We start from the raw sequence: 16,948 nt of genomic DNA, 5'->3' as shown, positions 1-16,948 counted from the left end.
TTGCGCAGCGTGCTGCGGTGCGCATGTCGACGTACGTGGTCAGGGCGCCCTGAAGGACATGGCCAGGTCACCTGCGTGACACCCGCCATAGACTCGACCCCGTGCTCGACCTCGCTCCTCTCGCCCGTTTCGGCGACCGCGTCGCCACCGGTCTCCTCGATGTCACCAGCGACCCCGCGGCCCTGGACTCCCGCGGTTTCTGGGCCGTCGCCGCGGACTTCGAGGGCGGTCTCACCTGTGCCCGCTTCGCCGACGTACGCCAGGAGCCGGTGCCCGCTCCGGTGCCGGGGGCGTGGCACGGACCGGGGGTCGGTGACTGGACGTCGTCTCTTGATCGCGCCGCGTACACGGCGGCCGTACGGCGGATTCGTGAGCGCATCGCCACCGGCGAGGTCTATCAGGCCAACCTCTGCCGGGTCCTGAGCGCGCCCCTCGCGCCCGGCGCCGACGTGGACGCGCTGACCGCGCTGCTGGCCCGCGGCAACCCGGCGCCATACGCAGGAACGATTCGGCTGCCCGGGTACGGGGTGGAGATCGCCACCGCGTCCCCCGAGCTGTTCCTGCGCCGGGCCGGGCGGGTCGTGGAGTCGGGGCCGATCAAGGGGACCGGGCGGACCGAGGACGACCTGCTCGCCAAGGACTACGCCGAGAACGTGATGATCGTGGACCTGGTCCGCAACGACCTGGGGCGGGTGTGCGCCACCGGCAGTGTCACCGTCCCCGATCTGTGTGCCGTGGAGAAGCATCCGGGTCTGGTCCATCTCGTGTCGACCGTGCGGGGGGAGCTGCGGGAGGGCGCCGGCTGGGCCGAGCTGCTCGGCGCCGCGTTCCCGCCCGGCTCGGTCACCGGCGCGCCCAAGTCCAGTGCGCTGCGGATCATCGACGAACTGGAGACCGCGCCCCGCGGGCCGTACTGCGGGGGGATCGGGTGGGTCGCCGCCGACCGGGGGACCGGGGAGCTGGCCGTCGGCATCCGCACCTTCTGGATCGACCGCGGTGAAGGAGTGCTGCGTTTCGGTACCGGCGCCGGGATCACCTGGGGTTCCGACCCCGAGGGGGAGTGGCGGGAGACCGAGCTGAAGGCGGCCCGGCTGCTCGCGGTAGCGTCGGGGACGTACGAGGTGAGTGGAGGGACCCTGACGTGAAGATCTGGCTCGACGGCGGGCTGCAGGACATCGAGGCCGCCCGCGTCTCGGTCTTCGACCACGGGCTGACCGTGGGCGACGGCATCTTCGAGACCGTGAAGGCGGTGGACGGCAGGCTCTTCGCGCTCACCCGGCATCTCGACCGGCTGACCCTGTCGGCGCGCGGGCTCGGGCTGCCCGATCCGGACCACGACGAGGTCCGTCGTGCCTGCGCGGCCGTACTCGAAGCCAACCCGATGCCGCTCGGACGGCTGCGCATCACCTACACCGGGGGCCATGGTCCGCTGGGGTCCGACCGCGGTGACCACGGGCCGACCCTGGTGGTCGCCCTCGGCGAGTCCGCGCCGCGGCCCGACTCCACGGCCGTGATCACCGTCCCGTGGACGCGCAACGAGCGTGGCGCCCTCACCGGCCTCAAGACGACCTCGTACGCCGAGAACGTGGTCGCGCTCGCACGCGCGCGTGAGCGGGGCGCGTCCGAAGCGCTGTTCGCCAATACCGTCGGGCAGTTGTGCGAGGGCACCGGGTCGAACGTGTTCGTCGTGCTCGACGGCGAGATCCACACCCCGCCGCTCGCCTCCGGCTGCCTCGCGGGCATCACGCGCGCGTTGACCGTCGAATGGACCGGCGCCAAGGAGACCGACCTGCCGCTGGACGTCCTGGAGCGGGCCGACGAGGTGTTCCTGACCTCGACCCTGCGGGACGTCCAGGCCGTGCACCGCGTCGACGCGCGCGAACTGCCGGGCGCGCCGGGGCCGGTGACCGCCAAGGCCATGCGGATCTTCGACGAGCGGGCCGGGGACGACCTCGATCCGTGAGAGGCCGTGAGGGTCGGGTCGTGAGAGGCCGTACCCGTAAGAGGCCGTAAAGGGCCGCGATATTGGGCTGCCCCGGCGCTCGGCAGCGGGTAGAACTCCGGTGATGACCACCACCCTGCGGCCGACCGAGCCGCTTCAGCGCGGGGCCGACGGGGCGCTGTCCCGCCACTACTCGGTGTGCGTGAACAGCCGTCCCGTCGGAGCGATACACCTGGCGACCCACCCGTCCTTCGGGCCGGTCGTCGCCCAGATCAGGGACCTGCGGATCGACGAACCGGACCGCGGGCGCGGCCGGGGCGCGGTCGCCGCGCTCGCCGCCGAGGAGGTGGCGCGCGGCTGGGGCTGCCGGCAGGTGGAGATCAGGGTCCCGGCCACCGCCGCGCCCGCGTTGCGGCTCGCCGGCGCGCTCGGGTACGTCCACCGCAACCGCGGCATGGAGAAGCCGCTCGGCACCACCGCGCCCGAACTGCCCGCGGGCAGCCGGAGCAGGCCCATGACGCAGGCCGAGTTCGGGCCGTGGGCGGAGCGCGGCATCGAGGAGTACGCCCGGGACTGGAGCGAGCGCGGGGTGCCCGAGACCGAGGCGAGGGCGAGGTCGCGCAAGGACCACCAACAGCTGGTGGCGCGCGGCCTCGCGACCGAGGAGGCGCTGTACAGCGTGCTGGAGCACGACGGCGTCCGGGTCGGGTTCCTGTGGGTGGAGTTCATCGCCGACAAGGCGTTCGTCTACGACGTCGAGACCGAGGAGCCCTTCCGCGGCCGCGGGCACGGCCGTTCCCTGATGCTGCTCGCCGAGGGCCAGGTGATCGCCGCCGGTCGCCGGGTCCTGGGCCTGAACGTCTTCGCGGGCAACACACCGGCCGAACGGCTGTACGAGTCGCTCGGCTACGAGACGGTGGGTTACTCGATGTACAAAAGCCTGCTCTGACGACGGACGCGGTTGTGCCCGGCTGCAAGAGCCTGCTCTGGCGACGGACGCGGACCTGCCCGGCTGCAAGAGCCTGCGGTGAGGCGGTCTCAGTCCTGCTCGGCGAGCAGCCGGTCGGCGATCTGCTCGATCCGCTCGCGCAGCCCGTCCTGGCTCTTGCCGCCGTCCAGCCGCTCGCCGTCGATGACGTACGTCGGGGTGCCGGTCACGCCGATCGCCTTGCCCTCGGCCTGGTCGGCGTCCACGATCAGGATGTGCCGGCCGTCGATCAGCGCGGTGTCGAACTCCTCGGCGTCCAGGCCCAGTTCGCGGGCGACCTCGACCAGGAAGGGTTCCCCCCTACGGTCCAGCTCCTCGACCCGCGCGAGCACGGCCTCGGTGTACTCCCAGCCCTTGCCCTGCTCCAGCGCTTCCTCGGCGGCCTGCGCGGCGGCGAAGGAGTGCTTGTGCTTCTCCAGCGGGAAGTGCCGCAGCCGCAGCTCCAGACGGTCGCCGTAGCGGGCCCGCAGCGCCCGGACGTCGTCCAGGGCGTCACGGCAGTCGGAGCACTGCAACTCGCACCACACGTCGAGAACGGGCGCGGCGGGGCGGGCGGGGGAGGGGTCGCTCATGCCCCCAGTCTCCCAGCTCCGCCCCACCGGGCCGCATCACCCCCGGCCACGCGGACGTGGCCGCTCCCCGGCCGCCTCCCGGAGGCGGATGTCACCGCTCCCCCGCCGCCTCGACAGCTCTGCCGTACCCGCCTGCGGCTTCCGGAGCCGCCTGCTCCGTGGGTACGACCCCGACCGGCACCTCCGGAGGAGCCGACCCGGAGATGTCCCTGATGTCCTGCCGGAGGATGGCTCGGCGGGGGCCAAGGGGTGCAGGATGGACAGTGACGAAGTGGCACAGAGACCGTCGAACCCCGCCTGGAGGGCCGGATGATTGCCGAGACCGTCTGTTCCGCAGTCGCCGCGGCCGGCCTGGGCATCGCGGCGGTCTCCGCGTACCGCAAGCGCTTCCTGGCGGCCACCCGTATCGCCGCCTACTCCCTCGTCCCGCTCGGCCTGGTGATGACCGGCGTGGTCGACTGGCTCGCGGACACCGCGTTCAGCCCGACGGCCTGGGCGGGCTTCGGCGTGCTCGGTCTGTCGTGGGTGCTGTTCTCGACCACACGCGCGGTGGAGCGCCGCCGGGGCGGCACCCGCAAGGAGCGCAAGGCGGCCCGGGGTGCCGGGTCCCAGGAGGCGCTGGCCCCCACCGCGTCGGCGCCCTCGCTCGGCCCGGCCGTCCGCACCCCGGCGGCGCGCCCCGCGGGCAAACGCGGGACCGCCGAGACCGCCACGGACGACTTCAGCGACATCGAGGCCATCCTCAAGAAGCACGGCATATGACGCCCGGCTGACGGACTGAAACGTTCGCAGGGGGATCCGGGCCCGTCCGCAAGTGATCACGATCCGAAACGGACATCACGGAATTCGGCGAACTCCCGCCCATTCCGGGCGTGTTGATCGCGTCGGGGGTCCCGGCTGCGTCATCATCGCGGCGAGATGCTGGACACGACACAGAGCGACACCGCGCCGCAGCAGGACGAGCCGCGTGGATGCCTTTTCGCCCTTTCCCAGCCACCGCTGATGATCTTCCTTGCGGTGATCGGGTGTCTGCTGCTCATGGCTGCGCTGCACGACCTGCTGCTGCTCTGAGCCGTACCCGTGATCCCCGGCGCCACCCGCCGGGGATCACGTCGCAGGCGCCGACCGGGCGTCAGCCCGCGGCCTCCTTGCGTCGTGCCCGGTAAGCGGCCACATGCAGACGGTTACCGCAGGTCCGGCTGTCGCAGTACCGGCGGGAGCGGTTCCGGGAGAGGTCGACGAAGGCCCGCCGGCAGTCGGGGGCCTCACAGCGCCGCAGCCGCTCCTGCTCACCGGCCACCACGAAGAACGCCAGTGCCATCCCGCAGTCGGCCGCCAGGTGGTCGGCCACCGAGGCGCCGGGGGCGAAGTAGTGCACGTGCCAGTCGTAGCCGTCGTGGTCCGTGAGCTGGGGTGTGGTGCCCGCGGCGGCAACCAGGTCGTTGATGAGGTTCGCGGCGGCCCGGGCGTCCGGGGCGGCGAAGACCGAGGCGAACCGGCCGCGGATCTTGCGCACCGCCGACAGGTCGAACTCCGAGAGCACCCCGACATCACTGATTTCGTGGTTTCGTACGAAATCCGCGAGCGCCGCGACGTCCGGCAGTGCGTCCGGCGCCGCGTCGTCCTCCGGTGCGGTGTTCACCAGATCGACCACGGTGTCGAGTGCGCACCGGGTGTCGTGGGTGATCAGCACGATTCGCTCCCTGGCCTGGGGGTCGGGCGGACGCCCGCCGATGCTGGCCGATGGTAACGGCTCGCCGGGCCTCGGTGACGGGCCGCACGACAGGCGCCGTGGCTGCGGAGCGCTCCGCAGCCACGGCGCCTGTCATTCCCTATGCGGTTGTACGAGCCCGAGCCGTCTCCCCGAGTGGACGGCGCCGGGCGGCTCTGTGCGGTCTCGCCCCCTAGCTTTCCGCCAGGATGTGCGAGAGCTCCTGATCCAGATCGAAGTGGCGGTGCTCGGTGCCCGGGGGCACGGCGGCGTCCGTCCGCTTCAGGAAGGACTCCAGGGCCCGCGCCGGGGCCTCGAGCAGTGCCTCGCCCTCAGGGGAGCTCAGGGCGATGCAGACGACGCCCTGACCGTGACTGCGCGACGGCCAGACTCGGACGTCGCCGGTTCCGGTGGGCCGGTGGAGGCCCTCCGCGAGGAGGTCGCGGGCGAACACCCACTCGACGGTCTCCTCGGCTCCGGTGTGGAAGGTGGCGTGCACGGCGTAGGGGTCGGCCGTGTCGTACCGCAGGCCTGCGGGGACAGGCAGGGAGGACTCGCTCGACACAACGAGGCGCAGGTGCAGCTCGCAGCTGACCGTGGTGTTCATAAGCGCCAGGGCCTTTCGCTCAGTGTGCGCTCGGGGATTCGCACGTCGGCGAAATCGACATGCCACCTACGGTGCCGTTGTAAACCCCTCTGAGTGTTTTGCGTGCCTTTACGTAACTCTTCCGGCCGAGAACCCCTTGCGGAGGTACGACCATTCCGGTGACCGGTTTCTCTCCGGTAGGGTTTGGCTGTATGAATACGGGGAGTGACGAGCCGCGCGAGGTCGCCGTGGCATCCGACGAGCAGAGCGACGAGAAGGCGGACGAAGCGCCGGAGGGACAGGGGCTCGGCTCCCGGGCGCCCGAGTTCGTGAAATCGCGGCGGCTGCTGCACCTGAGCTGGCAGGTCCTGATCTTCGTGATCGGCCTCGCGGTCGTGGTCGCCGGCATCATCATGCTGCCGCTGCCGGGACCCGGCTGGGTCGTGATCTTCGGCGGTATGGCGATCTGGGCGACCGAGTTCGTCTGGGCCCAGCTCGTGCTGCGCTGGACCAAGCGGAAGGTGACCGAGGCGGCCCAGCGCGCCCTCGATCCCAAGGTGCGCCGACGCAACATCATCCTGACCTCGATCGGCCTGGTGCTCATCGCCGCGATCCTCGGGGTCTACCTCTGGAAGTTCGGCTTCGAGATGCCCTGGAACATCAAGGACCAGTGAGCGGCGCACGGGGCCCAGGCTGTCACCGCAGGTCACCGGCATGATGGCGTCTCGCAAGAGGGCAACGGGGCATGGTGCCGCAGCCCGCAGCCCGCAGCCCGCAGCCCGCAGCCCGCAGCCCGCAGCCCGCAGCCCGCAGCCCGCAGCCCGCAGCCCGCAGGCTGGGCCGCGGATGCCGTCGGGGCACGTGCCCGGCCCGCCCAGGCGGGCCGCCTCGCGGGTGCGGTCGCGTCCACCGGGTGACCCGTGGGGCCTCCGGCGGGAGCCGGCGCCAGTGGGGGATCAGGGCGTTCGGACCCCCTGCGTCACGTCCCGTGACATGACGCAGGGCACCCCCTGACATGGGGTAATGTTCTTCCTGCGTCCGGGCGATTAGCTCAGTGGGAGAGCGCTTCGTTCACACCGAAGAGGTCACTGGTTCGAACCCAGTATCGCCCACCCGGACCGACGGCCCGTCTGCGAGATCGCGGACGGGCCGTCGGCGTGTGTACGGACGGACGCGAGGTCCGGGTCGACCGGCTCCGCCCCGCGTGACCCTCCGCCCCGAGGACCCCCGCCGCGCGTTGTTTTCCGGCCGCCCGCCGATCTCGTACGACAGCCTGTGTCGTGTTCGACCGGTCGATCCCGCGTCTCTCACCTGGGATGTCGTCAGTTTCCGCATCCCGCAGGGTGGTTGGAGGCGCTCCGGCTTCTCACCACACTCTCAAGAAATTCCTGTCCGAATCATTGACGCACCTCCGGCCCCTCCGTAACTTGTGCCAGCAAGCGCTTACTTGAAACGATTCATGCAGGCGGCGACGCTGCGGGGAGGGGTCCGACTGTGGGAACCAGCAGGAATGTTGAGAGGCGAACGATCCTCAAGGCGGCCGGGGCTACAGCGGCGACGCTGGGACTGGCCGCGACGACCGGGTGCGGTGGTGACAGCAGCGGTTCCGGAGACGGGACCGTGACACTCCGTTACGCGTGGTGGGGTGGCGAGCCGCGCACCATCGCCATCAAGAAGACGATCGCGCTCTTCGAGAAGAAGTACCCGAAGATCAAGATCAAGCCTGAATTCACCGACTATCAGGCGTTCTGGGAGAAGTTCCAGACCCAGGCCTCCGGTGGTAATCCGCCGGACGTTTTCCAGAATGCGGTCGGTTTCCTGCGCAAGTACGACAAGCGCGGTGTTCTGCTGGATCTCAAGACGCAGGCGGACTCCGGGAATCTGAGCCTGGACAACTTCCGCAACGGTGTTCTGGCGAACGGTCAGGTCGACGGCAAGCAGCTCGGTATCCCCGTCGGCGCCAACACCATGGCACTCGTCATCGACCTCAAGGCCTTCAAGAAGGCGGGCGTCGAGGCGAAGTTCGGCTGGACCTGGGACGAGTACTTCGCCGCGCTCCAGACGATCCAGGACAAGCTGAAGATCGCCGGTGACACCGGCTACCACGCCATCATGTATCTCTACGACCTGTATCTGCGTCAGAACGGCAAGGCCTTCTTCACCGACTCCGATCTCGGCTTCACCGAGGACGATCTGACGCAGTGGTGGACGGACGCGTACAAGCGCGTGAAGTCCGGTCTGGTCGCCGACCCGAAGAAGATCGAGCAGGTCCAGCCCAAGTCGGGTCTGTCGGCCGGGCTCGCCGCGTCCGAGTTCACCTGGGACAACTTCTCCATCCGCTACGAGGGCGAGGGCGAGTCGGACTACGGGCTCGCGCCGATCCCCACCACGGACGGCAAGAACACCGGCCAGTACCTCGGCTCGCTGATGCTGAGCGCCTTCGCCGGGACCAAGCACCCCAAGGAAGCCGCCCAGTTCATCTCCTTCATGGTCCACGACCCCGAGGTCGGCAAGATCATGGGCTACGACCGCGGCATCCTCGCCACGACCGAGCAGTACGACGCCTTCGTGCCCACCGACGCCAACAACAAGGGCGTCAAGGCCTACGAGGAAGAGGTGGCCAAGGCCGGCGTGCTCGGGAAGATCACCCCGCACCCGTCGGGCGCCGATGTCATCGAGGCGGCGTTCCTGCGCATCGGCGGCGAGGTCTCCCAGGGCAAGACCAAGCCGGCCGACGCGGCCAAGGCGCTGTTCGGCGAGGCCAAGGCCGCGTTCGCGGGCTGAGGGGACGTACCACCATGACGCTCGTCAAGGAAGCGCCCGTGCGCCCGGCGAAGAAGCGGCCCGCCGCTCCTGCCGCCGGGCGGCGCGGGCGGCGCCGCGAGAACCTCGTCGGCTACCTCTTCATGTCGCCGTGGATCGCGGGGTTCCTGGTCCTCACGGCGGGGCCGATGATCGCGTCGCTGTACTACGCGTTCACCCGGTACAACCTGTTCACCCCGCCCGAGTGGGTAGGGCTCGACAACTTCACGACGATGTTCCAGGACCCGCGCTGGCAGAAGTCGGTGGAGGTCACGCTCAAGTACGTCGTCGTGGCCACCCCGCTCAAGCTGCTGCTGGCCCTGGGCGTCGCCATGCTGCTCGCGCAGAAGCGGCGCGGACAGGGCCTGTACCGGGCCGCGTTCTACATGCCCTCGCTCATCGGCGCCAGCGTCTCCGTGGGCTTCGTGTGGCGGGCGCTGTTCTCGGACGACGCGATCGTGGACCGCACGCAGAAGATCTTCGGCGTCGACGTGGGCGGCTGGATCGGCAACCCCGACTACGTCCTGTACTCCCTGGTGGCCCTGAGCGTCTGGCAGTTCGGCGCGCCGATGGTCATCTTCCTGGCCGGCCTCAAGCAGGTCCCGCAGGAGCTGTACGAGGCCGCCGAGATGGACGGGGCCGGGCCCCTGCGGCGGTTCTGGAACATCACGCTGCCGATGATCTCCCCGGTGCTCTTCTTCAACGTGCTGCTGGAGTCCATCCACGCGTTCCAGGTGTTCGGCTCCGCCTATGTCGTCTCCAACACCCAGTGCGGGCCGGCCGACGCCACCCTCGTCTACACCTGCTACCTCTACCAGAAGGGCTTCAAGGAGGCCCAGATGGGCTTCGCCGCCGCGATGGCCTGGACGCTGGTGCTGGCGGTGGCGCTGGTCACGGCGGTCCTGTTCTGGTCGCAGAAGAAGTGGGTGCACTACGAGGAGGCCGCCAAGTGACCACCGCCACCAGCCCTGTCGTGCGCACCGCGAACGAGCGGCGGCGCTTCGGATCGATCGCCTGGCACGTGGGCGCGCTCGTCATCCTCGCGGTCATCCTGTACCCGGTGATCTGGGTCCTCGGTGCCTCGTTCAAGCCGAGCAAGGACATCATCGCCAGCATCGACCTGCTGCCGGCCAAGCCGATCTGGGCGAACTTCTCCGGTCTGGCCGACGGCATCTCCGGCATCTCCATCAGCACCTTCTTCGTCAACTCGCTGATCTACGCCGGTCTCGCCGTGGCCGGTGTCGTGCTGTCCAGCTCGCTGACCGCCTACGCCTTCGCCAAGATCAGGTTCGCCGGGCGGAACCTGCTGTTCACGCTGATGATCGGCACGCTGCTGCTGCCGTACCACGTCCTGCTCATCCCGCAGTACGTGATGTTCCGCAAGCTGGAACTGGTCGACACGCTGGTGCCGCTCGTGGCCGGCAAGTTCCTCGCCACGGAGGCGTTCTTCGTCTTCCTGATGGTGCAGTTCATGCGCGGGCTGCCGCGCGAGCTGGACGAGGCCGCCAAGCTGGACGGCTGCGGGCACCTGCGGACCTACTGGTCGATCGTGCTGCCGCTGTGCCGGCCCGCCCTCATCACCAGCGCGATCTTCACCTTCATCAACGCCTGGAACGACTTCATGGGGCCGTTGATCTACCTCAACACCCCCGACAAGTACACCGTCTCGCTCGGCCTGATGATGTTCCGCGACCAGGAGGGCATCTCCAACTACGGCAGCATGATCGCGATGTCGCTGGTGGCGCTGATCCCGGTCATCGCCTTCTTCATGGCCTTCCAGCGCTACCTCATCGACGGCATGGCCACGTCCGGACTGAAGTGAGGCGGTCAGCATGGCGCAAGCGCGTGTGAAGGCCCGCAGGGCGTCGGTGTTCGGCGGTGAGCGCTTCGCGGTCTTCGCCGAGACCCTGCTCACCGGCGTCTGGATCGCCGTGGGCTGTCTCGGGCTCGTCACCTACCCCGCGGCCTTCGCCGCCGGCGCCCGGCATCTGCGGCGCCGGACGGGCCATGAGGCGGGCGGCTGGCGGGAGTTCGCCGCGGACTTCCGTACGGCCGTGCGCCGCGGGTGGCTCGTCGGAGTCGCCGGATGGGCCGCGGCCGCCGCGGTCTGGGTGGACGTCCAGGCCGCCCGGGCCGGGATCCCCGGCGGGCCGCTCGTCGGAGCCGTCGGACTCCTGGCGCTGATCGGCCTCGTGGTGGCCGGGCTGCGCGCGACGGCGGTCTGGACGCCGGGCGCCTCCTGGCGCGCGCTGCTCGCCGACGCCGTACGGCGGACCCTGCGCGACCCCGCCGGGTCCTTCCTGATCATCGCCGGTCTGGCCGTCGTGGCCCTGACCGCGGGGTTCGTCGCACCGCTGGCGGTCCCCGTGCTCGGGGCCGTCGCGGCGGCGGCCGTCGCCGTGGAGGAGCGCTACCGGCGCCGCTGACGAGCGGTGCCCTTGTCACAGGGTCGGCGCCCCCGGCGTCGCACCTCTCTCTGTCATGCCCCTGACCAGCCCGTCCATGGAAAGGAACGGCCATGTCCCCCATCCCCCGCAGGTCCATCCTCAAAGCCGCCGCCGTCGCCGGTGCCGCCGCGCAGTTCAGCTGGGCGCTAGGGACCAAGGACGCGCAGGCCGCGCCGAGAGCCGCCGAGGCCGACGACTCTCCCGTGACCCTGGACTGGCTGGAGGACGGCGGCCTCGGTGCCGCGCCCGGCTCCACCGTCGGTGTCCCCTGGCCCAAGGGCGTCTACCAGGAGGACCAGAAGTTCGCGGTCACCGACGCGGACGGCAAGGCCGTACCGGTGCAGTCCTGGCCGATCGCCTACTGGCCCGACGGATCGCTCAAGTGGACCGCCCACGCCGTCAGTTCGGGCAACGGCAAGCTGTCCCTGACGGCCGGTGAGGCCGCCGTACCGGACAAGAAGGTCACCGTCGACAAGAGCGGCGGCGCGATCACCGTCTCCACGGGTGTCATCACCGCGAAGATCGGCAAGTCGGGCGCCACCCTCATCAAGTCGGTCACCCGCGGGTCCACGGAGATCGCCAAGAACGGCCGGCTGGTCCTGATCCGTCAGCCCGAGATCGAGGACGAGGACCAGGGCACGGTCCGGACCGAGCGCTTCGAGGGGGCCATCTCCGAGGTCACCGTCGAGCAGTCGGGCCCGGTCCGCGCGGTCGTCAAGATCGACGGCAAGCACCGCAAGGGCAACCGGAGTTGGCTGCCGTTCTCGATCCGCCTCTACTTCTACGCGGGCGCCGACTCGTTCCGTATGGTGCACACCATCACCTACGACGGCACCCAGGAGCCCGGCAAGGCCAGCGGCGACTTCATCCGCGGGCTCGGTGTCCGCTTCACCGTCCCCATGCGCGACCAGTCGTACGACCGCCACATCCGCATCGGGGGTGAGGGCACCGGTCTGCTGCGCGAGGCCGTCAAGGGCATCACCGGGCTGCGCCGCGACCCCGGCATCGCCGTGCAGGAGGCCCAGTACGCGGGCAAGAAGCTGCCCGACCCCGCCACCTGGGACCAGCGGGTCACCACCCGGCTCCAGTACATCCCCGAGTGGGGCGACTACACGCTCTCGCAGCTCTCCTCCGACGGCTTCACCGTGCGCAAGCGCACCAAGAAGGGGCACGGCTGGATCGGCGCCGGCGGCGGCCGTCGGGCCTCCGGGTTCGGGTACGTCGGCGGCGCGAGCGGCGGACTCTCCTTCGGCCTGCGGGACTTCTGGGAGCGCCACCCCTCCCAGCTCGACATCCGCGACGCCCAGACCGACGAGGCCGAGGTCACCCTCTGGCTCTGGTCACCCGAGGCCCAGCCCATGGACCTGCGCTTCTACCACGACGGCATGGGCCAGGACACCTTCGCCGAACAGCTCGAAGGCCTCAACATCACCTACGAGGACTACGAACCCGAGTTCGGCACGCCCTACGGCATCGCCCGCACCTCGGAACTCCTCTTCTGGGCCAACGAGTCCACGCCCACGCCCGAGGCCCTCGCCGAACAGGTCGAGGCCGTACGGGTGTTGCCGCAGCTCGCCGCGCCGCCGAAGCAGCTCATCAAGGCGAAGGTGTTCGGCCCCGGCCTGTACTCCGAGCCGGACCGCTCGACCCCTGCCAAGGCGAAGATCGAGGACCACCTCGACTTCCTCTTCACCTACTACAAGGACCAGGTGGAGCAGCGCCGTTGGTACGGCTTCTGGGACCACGGCGACATCATGCACACCTACGACACCGTCAGGCACCAGTGGCGGTACGACATCGGCGGCTACGCCTGGGACAACTCCGAGCTCTCGCCCGACCTCTGGCTCTGGTTCGCGTACCTCAGGTCGGGCCGCGCGGACATCTTCCGGTTCGCCGAGTCCATGACCCGGCACACCGGTGAGGTCGACGTCTACCACCTCGGCAAGTGGGCGGGTCTCGGCACCCGGCACGGTGTGCAGCACTACGCCGACAGTGCCAAGCAGCAGCGCATCGCCAACACGACGTACCGCCGCTACTACTACTTCCTCACCGCGGACGAGCGTGTCGGCGACCTCATGCACGCCAACGTCGACTCCGACGAGACGTTCCTCGTACTCGACCCGCTACGCAAGGTACGCACCGATCCGTACACGCCCGACCGGCACGCCCTGTCGATCGGTTTCGGCACGGACTGGAGCGGGCTGGTCTCGGCCTGGCTGACGGAGTGGGAGCGCAAGGGGTCGAAGTGGGAGAAGGCCAAGGCGCGCGTGCTGTCGACCATGGAGGGCATCGCCGCGCAGCCCAACGGGTTCGTGCAGGGCAGTGGGCTGTACGACCTCGACACGGGCAAGTTCGCGGTGGCCTCGGCGCCGGTGGTGGGCGTGTCCCACCTGTCCGCCGTGTTCGGGCTCAACGAGCTGTGCGCCGAGCTCATCGACCTCGTCGACATGCCGAAGTTCAACGAGGTCTACTTCGACTACTGCCGGTACTTCAACGCGACGAAGGCCGAGCAGGCGGCGCGGTACGGCTCCAACTTCGGGACGCTGCTGCTGTTCCAGGGGCACTCGCGGCTCGACGCGTACGCGGCGGTGAAGACCGGGGACGCGAAGCTGGCCGCTCGGGCGTGGGACAAGTTCTACAACTCCGACGGGTACAAGGAGTCGGCGCCGTGGAGGACGGAGGCGTTGAGCGGGCCGGTGGCTCTGGTGGCGGGTAGTGAGGCGGCTTGGGTGTCGACCAATGACACCGCTCTGTACGGGCTTGCCGCTATCGAGAACCTGGCGCTTCTTGGGGACAAGATGCCTTCGTAGGGGCTGAGGCGGTGGGGAACTGCGCGACCATCGTGGCTGGTCGCGCAGTTCCCCGCGCCCCTGGGTGGGTTCAGCGCAGGCTTCCCAGGAAGTCCCGCATCCTTCGGACGTCCCTGATCCGGCGCTCGTAGGTCGCTCCCAGGGCGAGGAGCAGGAGGCCTGCCAGCGCCGGGGGAACCCAGCGGGGGAGGGCGTCCGCCACCTGGACTATGTACGGGGCCAGTTCATGGAGGGCGTCCAGGGTCAGGACCGAGCCGCCCAGGACCAAGGGGGCCTGGAGGCTGTAGCCGCCGCCCAGCAGAGTGAGGGACAGCGCCGCCAGGCCCAGCAGCAGCGGGCGGGTCCAGCCGGGGTCGTCCCAGGCCATGACCAGGCTCGGCAGGAGAGTGGCGGCCAGACCCGGGCCGTACGCCGTCCAGGACGAGGTCTCCGGGACGCGCCGCCTGCGGAGGTGGCCGACGAGCAGGGCCGGGATCGTGACCGGGAGTGTGTACGCCTCGGGGATGTCGACCTCCCAGGCCGCCAGCCGGACCCAGGTCGCCAGGAGGAACAGCGCGGTGGCCGCGTAGCCGAGGGGGCGGCGGTCCTCGCGGATCGCCGTGCCCGCGGTGATCACCGCGCACAGGGCCAGGACCAGGGCGAGCATCGGGAGGTCGGTCGCGGCCAGGGCGACGGCCACCAGCCCGGTCACGGCTCCGGCCAGCTCGATCGGCACGGTCGCGGGGGAGCCGTCGAGCCGCCAGGCCAGCAGGGCTGCGGCCGCGGGGACCGCCAGGACGAGCAGGGCCGTGTGCGGGGCCGACCAGCCGGCGGCGGCGCCGGTCGCGCAGGCCAGGGCGGCGGCGTACCCGAGGGCGGCCGGTGCGGTGACGGGCGCGGCCCGCCAAGAAGCCGCCGCGAACAGCACGACCAGGGCGCCCAGCGTGGCGAGGGTCGCGGGCTGGGTGGCCAGGGACAGGAAGGCGAGGCTCACGGAGGCCACGAGCGCCGGGACGAGAGCGGCGAGCCCCGACCGCGGGACGAGAGGGGCGGGCCCGGGCCGCAGGACGGGAGTGGAGAGCCCGGGGCGCAGGACGGCCATCGCCAGGGCTCCCGCCGTCGCCGCGCCCTGGATCAACAGGGCGGCACCGTAGGGGAGTTCCAGCACCGCCGGGACGGTGAGGAGCGCGGCGAAGGCCAGGACCGGGGCGGCCGTCAGCGCCCTCGGACGCCAGGTCGTGTCGCGCACGGCCAGGACGAGGACGCCGGCCAGTGCCGCCAGGACCAGCGGGATCGTCCCGGCGTACGGCGGCCAGGTCAGGTGGGACGTCACCGCGGCGCGGGCGTCCGGAGGAGCGCCGGTCCACGCCTGTGAGGCCCAGGACAGCGGCCCCAGCACGACCACGCCGACGACGGGCAGCGTCCACAGGAGGGACAGCGCCTGCACGACACCGGACGCCCACAGCAGCCCTCGCCGTACCGTCTCCGGCAGCCGGGCCGGCCGTAGCGCCGCCAACAGGGCGATGCCGAGGGCCAGATGGACCGGGACCGTCCACACCCCGGGCAGCGCGGACCGGGCCACTCCGCCGAGGGCGGCCACCGCGAGCAGACCGGCGGTGAGGGCGAGACCGAGGGACTGCTCCTCGCCGGGCGCGCGGGTCGCCGTACGGCTGCCCTGCCAGGCGGCGCCCAGCGTGATCGCGCCCGCGAGGAGGAGGAGCGCCGCCGCACGGGCGGCGGCGCTCGGGCCGGAGGCCGACCAGGTCAGCCAGCCGGCGGCCAGTGCGCCCGAGCCGCCCACGCCGTACGCGCCGATCGCGGCGACCACGCGCACGGACCTGGACGTCACCCGGAGCGCGACGACCGTGTCGCACCCGGCCGTCACCAGGAGGGCGGCCGTGAGCCCGAAGGAGCCCGCGTCGGCCGCGATCGCCCAGAAGAACAGCGGGAGTTGGGCCGCGACCAGGGCGGCGGGACGCGGCAGACGCAGGGTGTCGGCGCCCGGGAGGAAGCTGTACGCGGTCCACAGACCGGCCAGGAGCGTGGCGGCGAGGGCCGTGTAGGGGGCGCCGGGGGTCTCCAGGAACACGGCTCCGTGCAGGGCGACCGCGTCCAGGACCGTCAGGGCCAGGCCCAGGCCCGCCACCGACTCGGCCGTCGAGCGCAGCCCGCGCTTCAGCAGGAGGAGCGGGGCCCCGAGTGCCGCCACGGTGACCGCGCCGAGCACCAGGGCCCGGCCGGTGATGCCCAGATGACCCCAGCTGACCAGCGTGAACACCATCGCCGCGACCGTCAGCAGGACACCGCCGAGGACCAGGAGCACGTTCTGCACGCTCGGGGCGCTCGCCTCGGGGCGAGGGGCGGCGGGCACGGCTCCGGTGGGCCGTGGTGCCTGCCACTGCGGCTCGGGAGACTGGCGGGTCCGAGGCGTCCGGTGCTGCTGGAGCGCGGCGACCAGCCAGGCCCGACGGGCCAGCAACTGGGCCCGGCGGGCGTCCAGTTGCCACAGCTCGGCGTCGAGGAGCCGCAGCTCCTCGGCCGGGGGCGGGATGTGCGTCATGCCCTGAAGTGTGGGCTGGGTCACGCGCGGCGACATGAGTACGCGTACTCAATACGTACTCGGATCCGGTGCCAGACTCTGCGCATGGACTGGACCCGTTACCGTTTCCGCAGCCTGTGGTCCCTGCCCGCGAAGCCCGCCGTCGTCTACGACGTCCTGGAGCGCGCCGAGGAGTACCCCCGCTGGTGGCCCCAGGTCCGCGAGGTCCGACGACTCGACGACACCAGCGGCCTCATCACCATCCGCGCCACCCTGCCGTACGACCTGGTCTTCACGGCCCGCGAGGTGCGGCGCGACCCTGCGGCCGGGGTGCTGGAGATCGCGATGGAAGGGGACCTGGAGGGCTGGGCACGCTGGACCCTCACCGCGCACGGCGACGGCACGCTCGCCCACTACGACCAGGTCACCGAGGTCAACAAGCCGCTCCTCCGGCGCTTCGCCGTGCCCGGACGGCCGGTCTTCCTGGCCAACCACCGGCTCATGATGCGCGCCGGACGGCGGGGGCTGGTCGCGTACTTGGAAGCGGTTTGAAGGAACGCCGCGGGGACCTG

Annotated in this window: 16 protein-coding genes and 1 tRNA gene; 13 read left to right on the top strand and 4 right to left on the bottom strand. The window is 70.8% G+C overall.

From position 1 onward, the window contains the following. The first annotated feature begins 101 nt into the window (after window positions 1-101). The 3 genes from AC2XR2_RS07825 (at window position 102) to AC2XR2_RS07815 (ending at window position 2,891) form a co-directional block, all read left to right on the top strand. Window positions 102-1,145, top strand: coding sequence for a chorismate-binding protein (locus tag AC2XR2_RS07825; RefSeq protein WP_491514646.1), 1,044 nt, complete (start codon window positions 102-104; stop codon window positions 1,143-1,145). Next, on the top strand, window positions 1,142-1,963 hold the full coding sequence (locus AC2XR2_RS07820; protein WP_449350159.1) for an aminotransferase class IV: 822 nt from the start codon (window positions 1,142-1,144) through the stop codon (window positions 1,961-1,963). The genes AC2XR2_RS07825 and AC2XR2_RS07820 overlap by 4 nt, the downstream gene beginning before the upstream one ends. A 100-nt stretch (window positions 1,964-2,063) precedes the next feature. Then, complete coding sequence (locus AC2XR2_RS07815; protein WP_491514645.1) at window positions 2,064-2,891, top strand: GNAT family N-acetyltransferase; 828 nt, start codon at window positions 2,064-2,066, stop codon at window positions 2,889-2,891. Between the two features lie 89 nt (window positions 2,892-2,980). Here the strand turns inward: AC2XR2_RS07815 and AC2XR2_RS07810 are convergent, their stop codons facing one another. Further along, window positions 2,981-3,502 (bottom strand): DsbA family protein, encoded by a 522-nt coding sequence (locus AC2XR2_RS07810; protein ID WP_449350161.1) that lies wholly within the window; start codon window positions 3,500-3,502, stop codon window positions 2,981-2,983. A 309-nt stretch (window positions 3,503-3,811) separates the two neighbouring features. Between AC2XR2_RS07810 and AC2XR2_RS07805 the strand changes: the two genes are divergently transcribed. Together AC2XR2_RS07805 and AC2XR2_RS07800 are read left to right on the top strand one after the other, a co-directional pair. Further along, window positions 3,812-4,264 (top strand): hypothetical protein, encoded by a 453-nt coding sequence (locus tag AC2XR2_RS07805; protein ID WP_491514644.1) that lies wholly within the window; start codon window positions 3,812-3,814, stop codon window positions 4,262-4,264. A 156-nt stretch (window positions 4,265-4,420) separates the two neighbouring features. Continuing rightward, the gene (locus tag AC2XR2_RS07800; RefSeq protein ID WP_330268143.1) at window positions 4,421-4,573 is read left to right on the top strand and encodes a hypothetical protein; all 153 of its coding nucleotides are present in this window, start codon (window positions 4,421-4,423) and stop codon (window positions 4,571-4,573) included. Between the two features lie 61 nt (window positions 4,574-4,634). Here AC2XR2_RS07800 and AC2XR2_RS07795 read toward each other — a convergent pair whose 3' ends face one another. Both AC2XR2_RS07795 and AC2XR2_RS07790 read right to left on the bottom strand, forming a co-directional pair. After that, entirely contained in the window at window positions 4,635-5,195 is a 561-nt protein-coding gene (locus tag AC2XR2_RS07795) for a CGNR zinc finger domain-containing protein (protein ID WP_330268144.1), read from the bottom strand. 211 nt (window positions 5,196-5,406) lie between these two features. Further along, complete coding sequence (locus tag AC2XR2_RS07790; protein ID WP_004002642.1) at window positions 5,407-5,820, bottom strand: SsgA family sporulation/cell division regulator; 414 nt, start codon at window positions 5,818-5,820, stop codon at window positions 5,407-5,409. A 191-nt stretch (window positions 5,821-6,011) separates the two neighbouring features. Here AC2XR2_RS07790 and AC2XR2_RS07785 point away from each other — a divergent pair, with 191 nt between their 5' ends. The 7 genes from AC2XR2_RS07785 (at window position 6,012) to AC2XR2_RS07755 (ending at window position 13,858) form a co-directional block, all read left to right on the top strand. Then, window positions 6,012-6,473, top strand: coding sequence for a TIGR02611 family protein (locus AC2XR2_RS07785; protein WP_330268145.1), 462 nt, complete (start codon window positions 6,012-6,014; stop codon window positions 6,471-6,473). A 366-nt stretch (window positions 6,474-6,839) separates the two neighbouring features. Beyond that, window positions 6,840-6,911: transfer RNA gene (locus AC2XR2_RS07780), tRNA-Val, on the top strand. 382 nt (window positions 6,912-7,293) lie between these two features. Next, entirely contained in the window at window positions 7,294-8,583 is a 1,290-nt protein-coding gene (locus tag AC2XR2_RS07775; RefSeq protein ID WP_381308897.1) for an extracellular solute-binding protein, read from the top strand. Between the two features lie 14 nt (window positions 8,584-8,597). Next, the gene (locus tag AC2XR2_RS07770; protein ID WP_330268147.1) at window positions 8,598-9,554 is read left to right on the top strand and encodes a carbohydrate ABC transporter permease; all 957 of its coding nucleotides are present in this window, start codon (window positions 8,598-8,600) and stop codon (window positions 9,552-9,554) included. Beyond that, on the top strand, window positions 9,551-10,423 hold the full coding sequence (locus AC2XR2_RS07765) for a carbohydrate ABC transporter permease (RefSeq protein ID WP_491514643.1): 873 nt from the start codon (window positions 9,551-9,553) through the stop codon (window positions 10,421-10,423). Before AC2XR2_RS07770 ends, AC2XR2_RS07765 begins: the two co-directional genes overlap by 4 nt. Window positions 10,424-10,433: 10 nt before the next feature. After that, window positions 10,434-11,027 carry a hypothetical protein gene (locus tag AC2XR2_RS07760; RefSeq protein ID WP_330268149.1) on the top strand — a complete coding sequence of 198 codons (594 nt, stop codon included), beginning with the start codon at window positions 10,434-10,436 and terminating at the stop codon, window positions 11,025-11,027. A gap of 92 nt (window positions 11,028-11,119) precedes the next feature. Next, on the top strand, window positions 11,120-13,858 hold the full coding sequence (locus AC2XR2_RS07755; protein WP_491514642.1) for an exo-rhamnogalacturonan lyase family protein: 2,739 nt from the start codon (window positions 11,120-11,122) through the stop codon (window positions 13,856-13,858). 70 nt (window positions 13,859-13,928) lie between these two features. Here AC2XR2_RS07755 and AC2XR2_RS07750 read toward each other — a convergent pair whose 3' ends face one another. After that, window positions 13,929-16,433 (bottom strand): SCO7613 C-terminal domain-containing membrane protein, encoded by a 2,505-nt coding sequence (locus AC2XR2_RS07750; protein WP_491514641.1) that lies wholly within the window; start codon window positions 16,431-16,433, stop codon window positions 13,929-13,931. A 48-nt stretch (window positions 16,434-16,481) separates the two neighbouring features. On the opposite strand from AC2XR2_RS07750, the gene AC2XR2_RS07745 reads away from it, so the two are divergent. Continuing rightward, entirely contained in the window at window positions 16,482-16,928 is a 447-nt protein-coding gene (locus AC2XR2_RS07745) for an SRPBCC family protein (RefSeq protein WP_491514640.1), read from the top strand. Window positions 16,929-16,948 lie beyond the last annotated feature (20 nt).

Source organism: Streptomyces sp. LS-MS-L19, from assembly GCF_058382285.1.
This window is presented reverse-complemented; position numbering and strand designations above follow the sequence as displayed.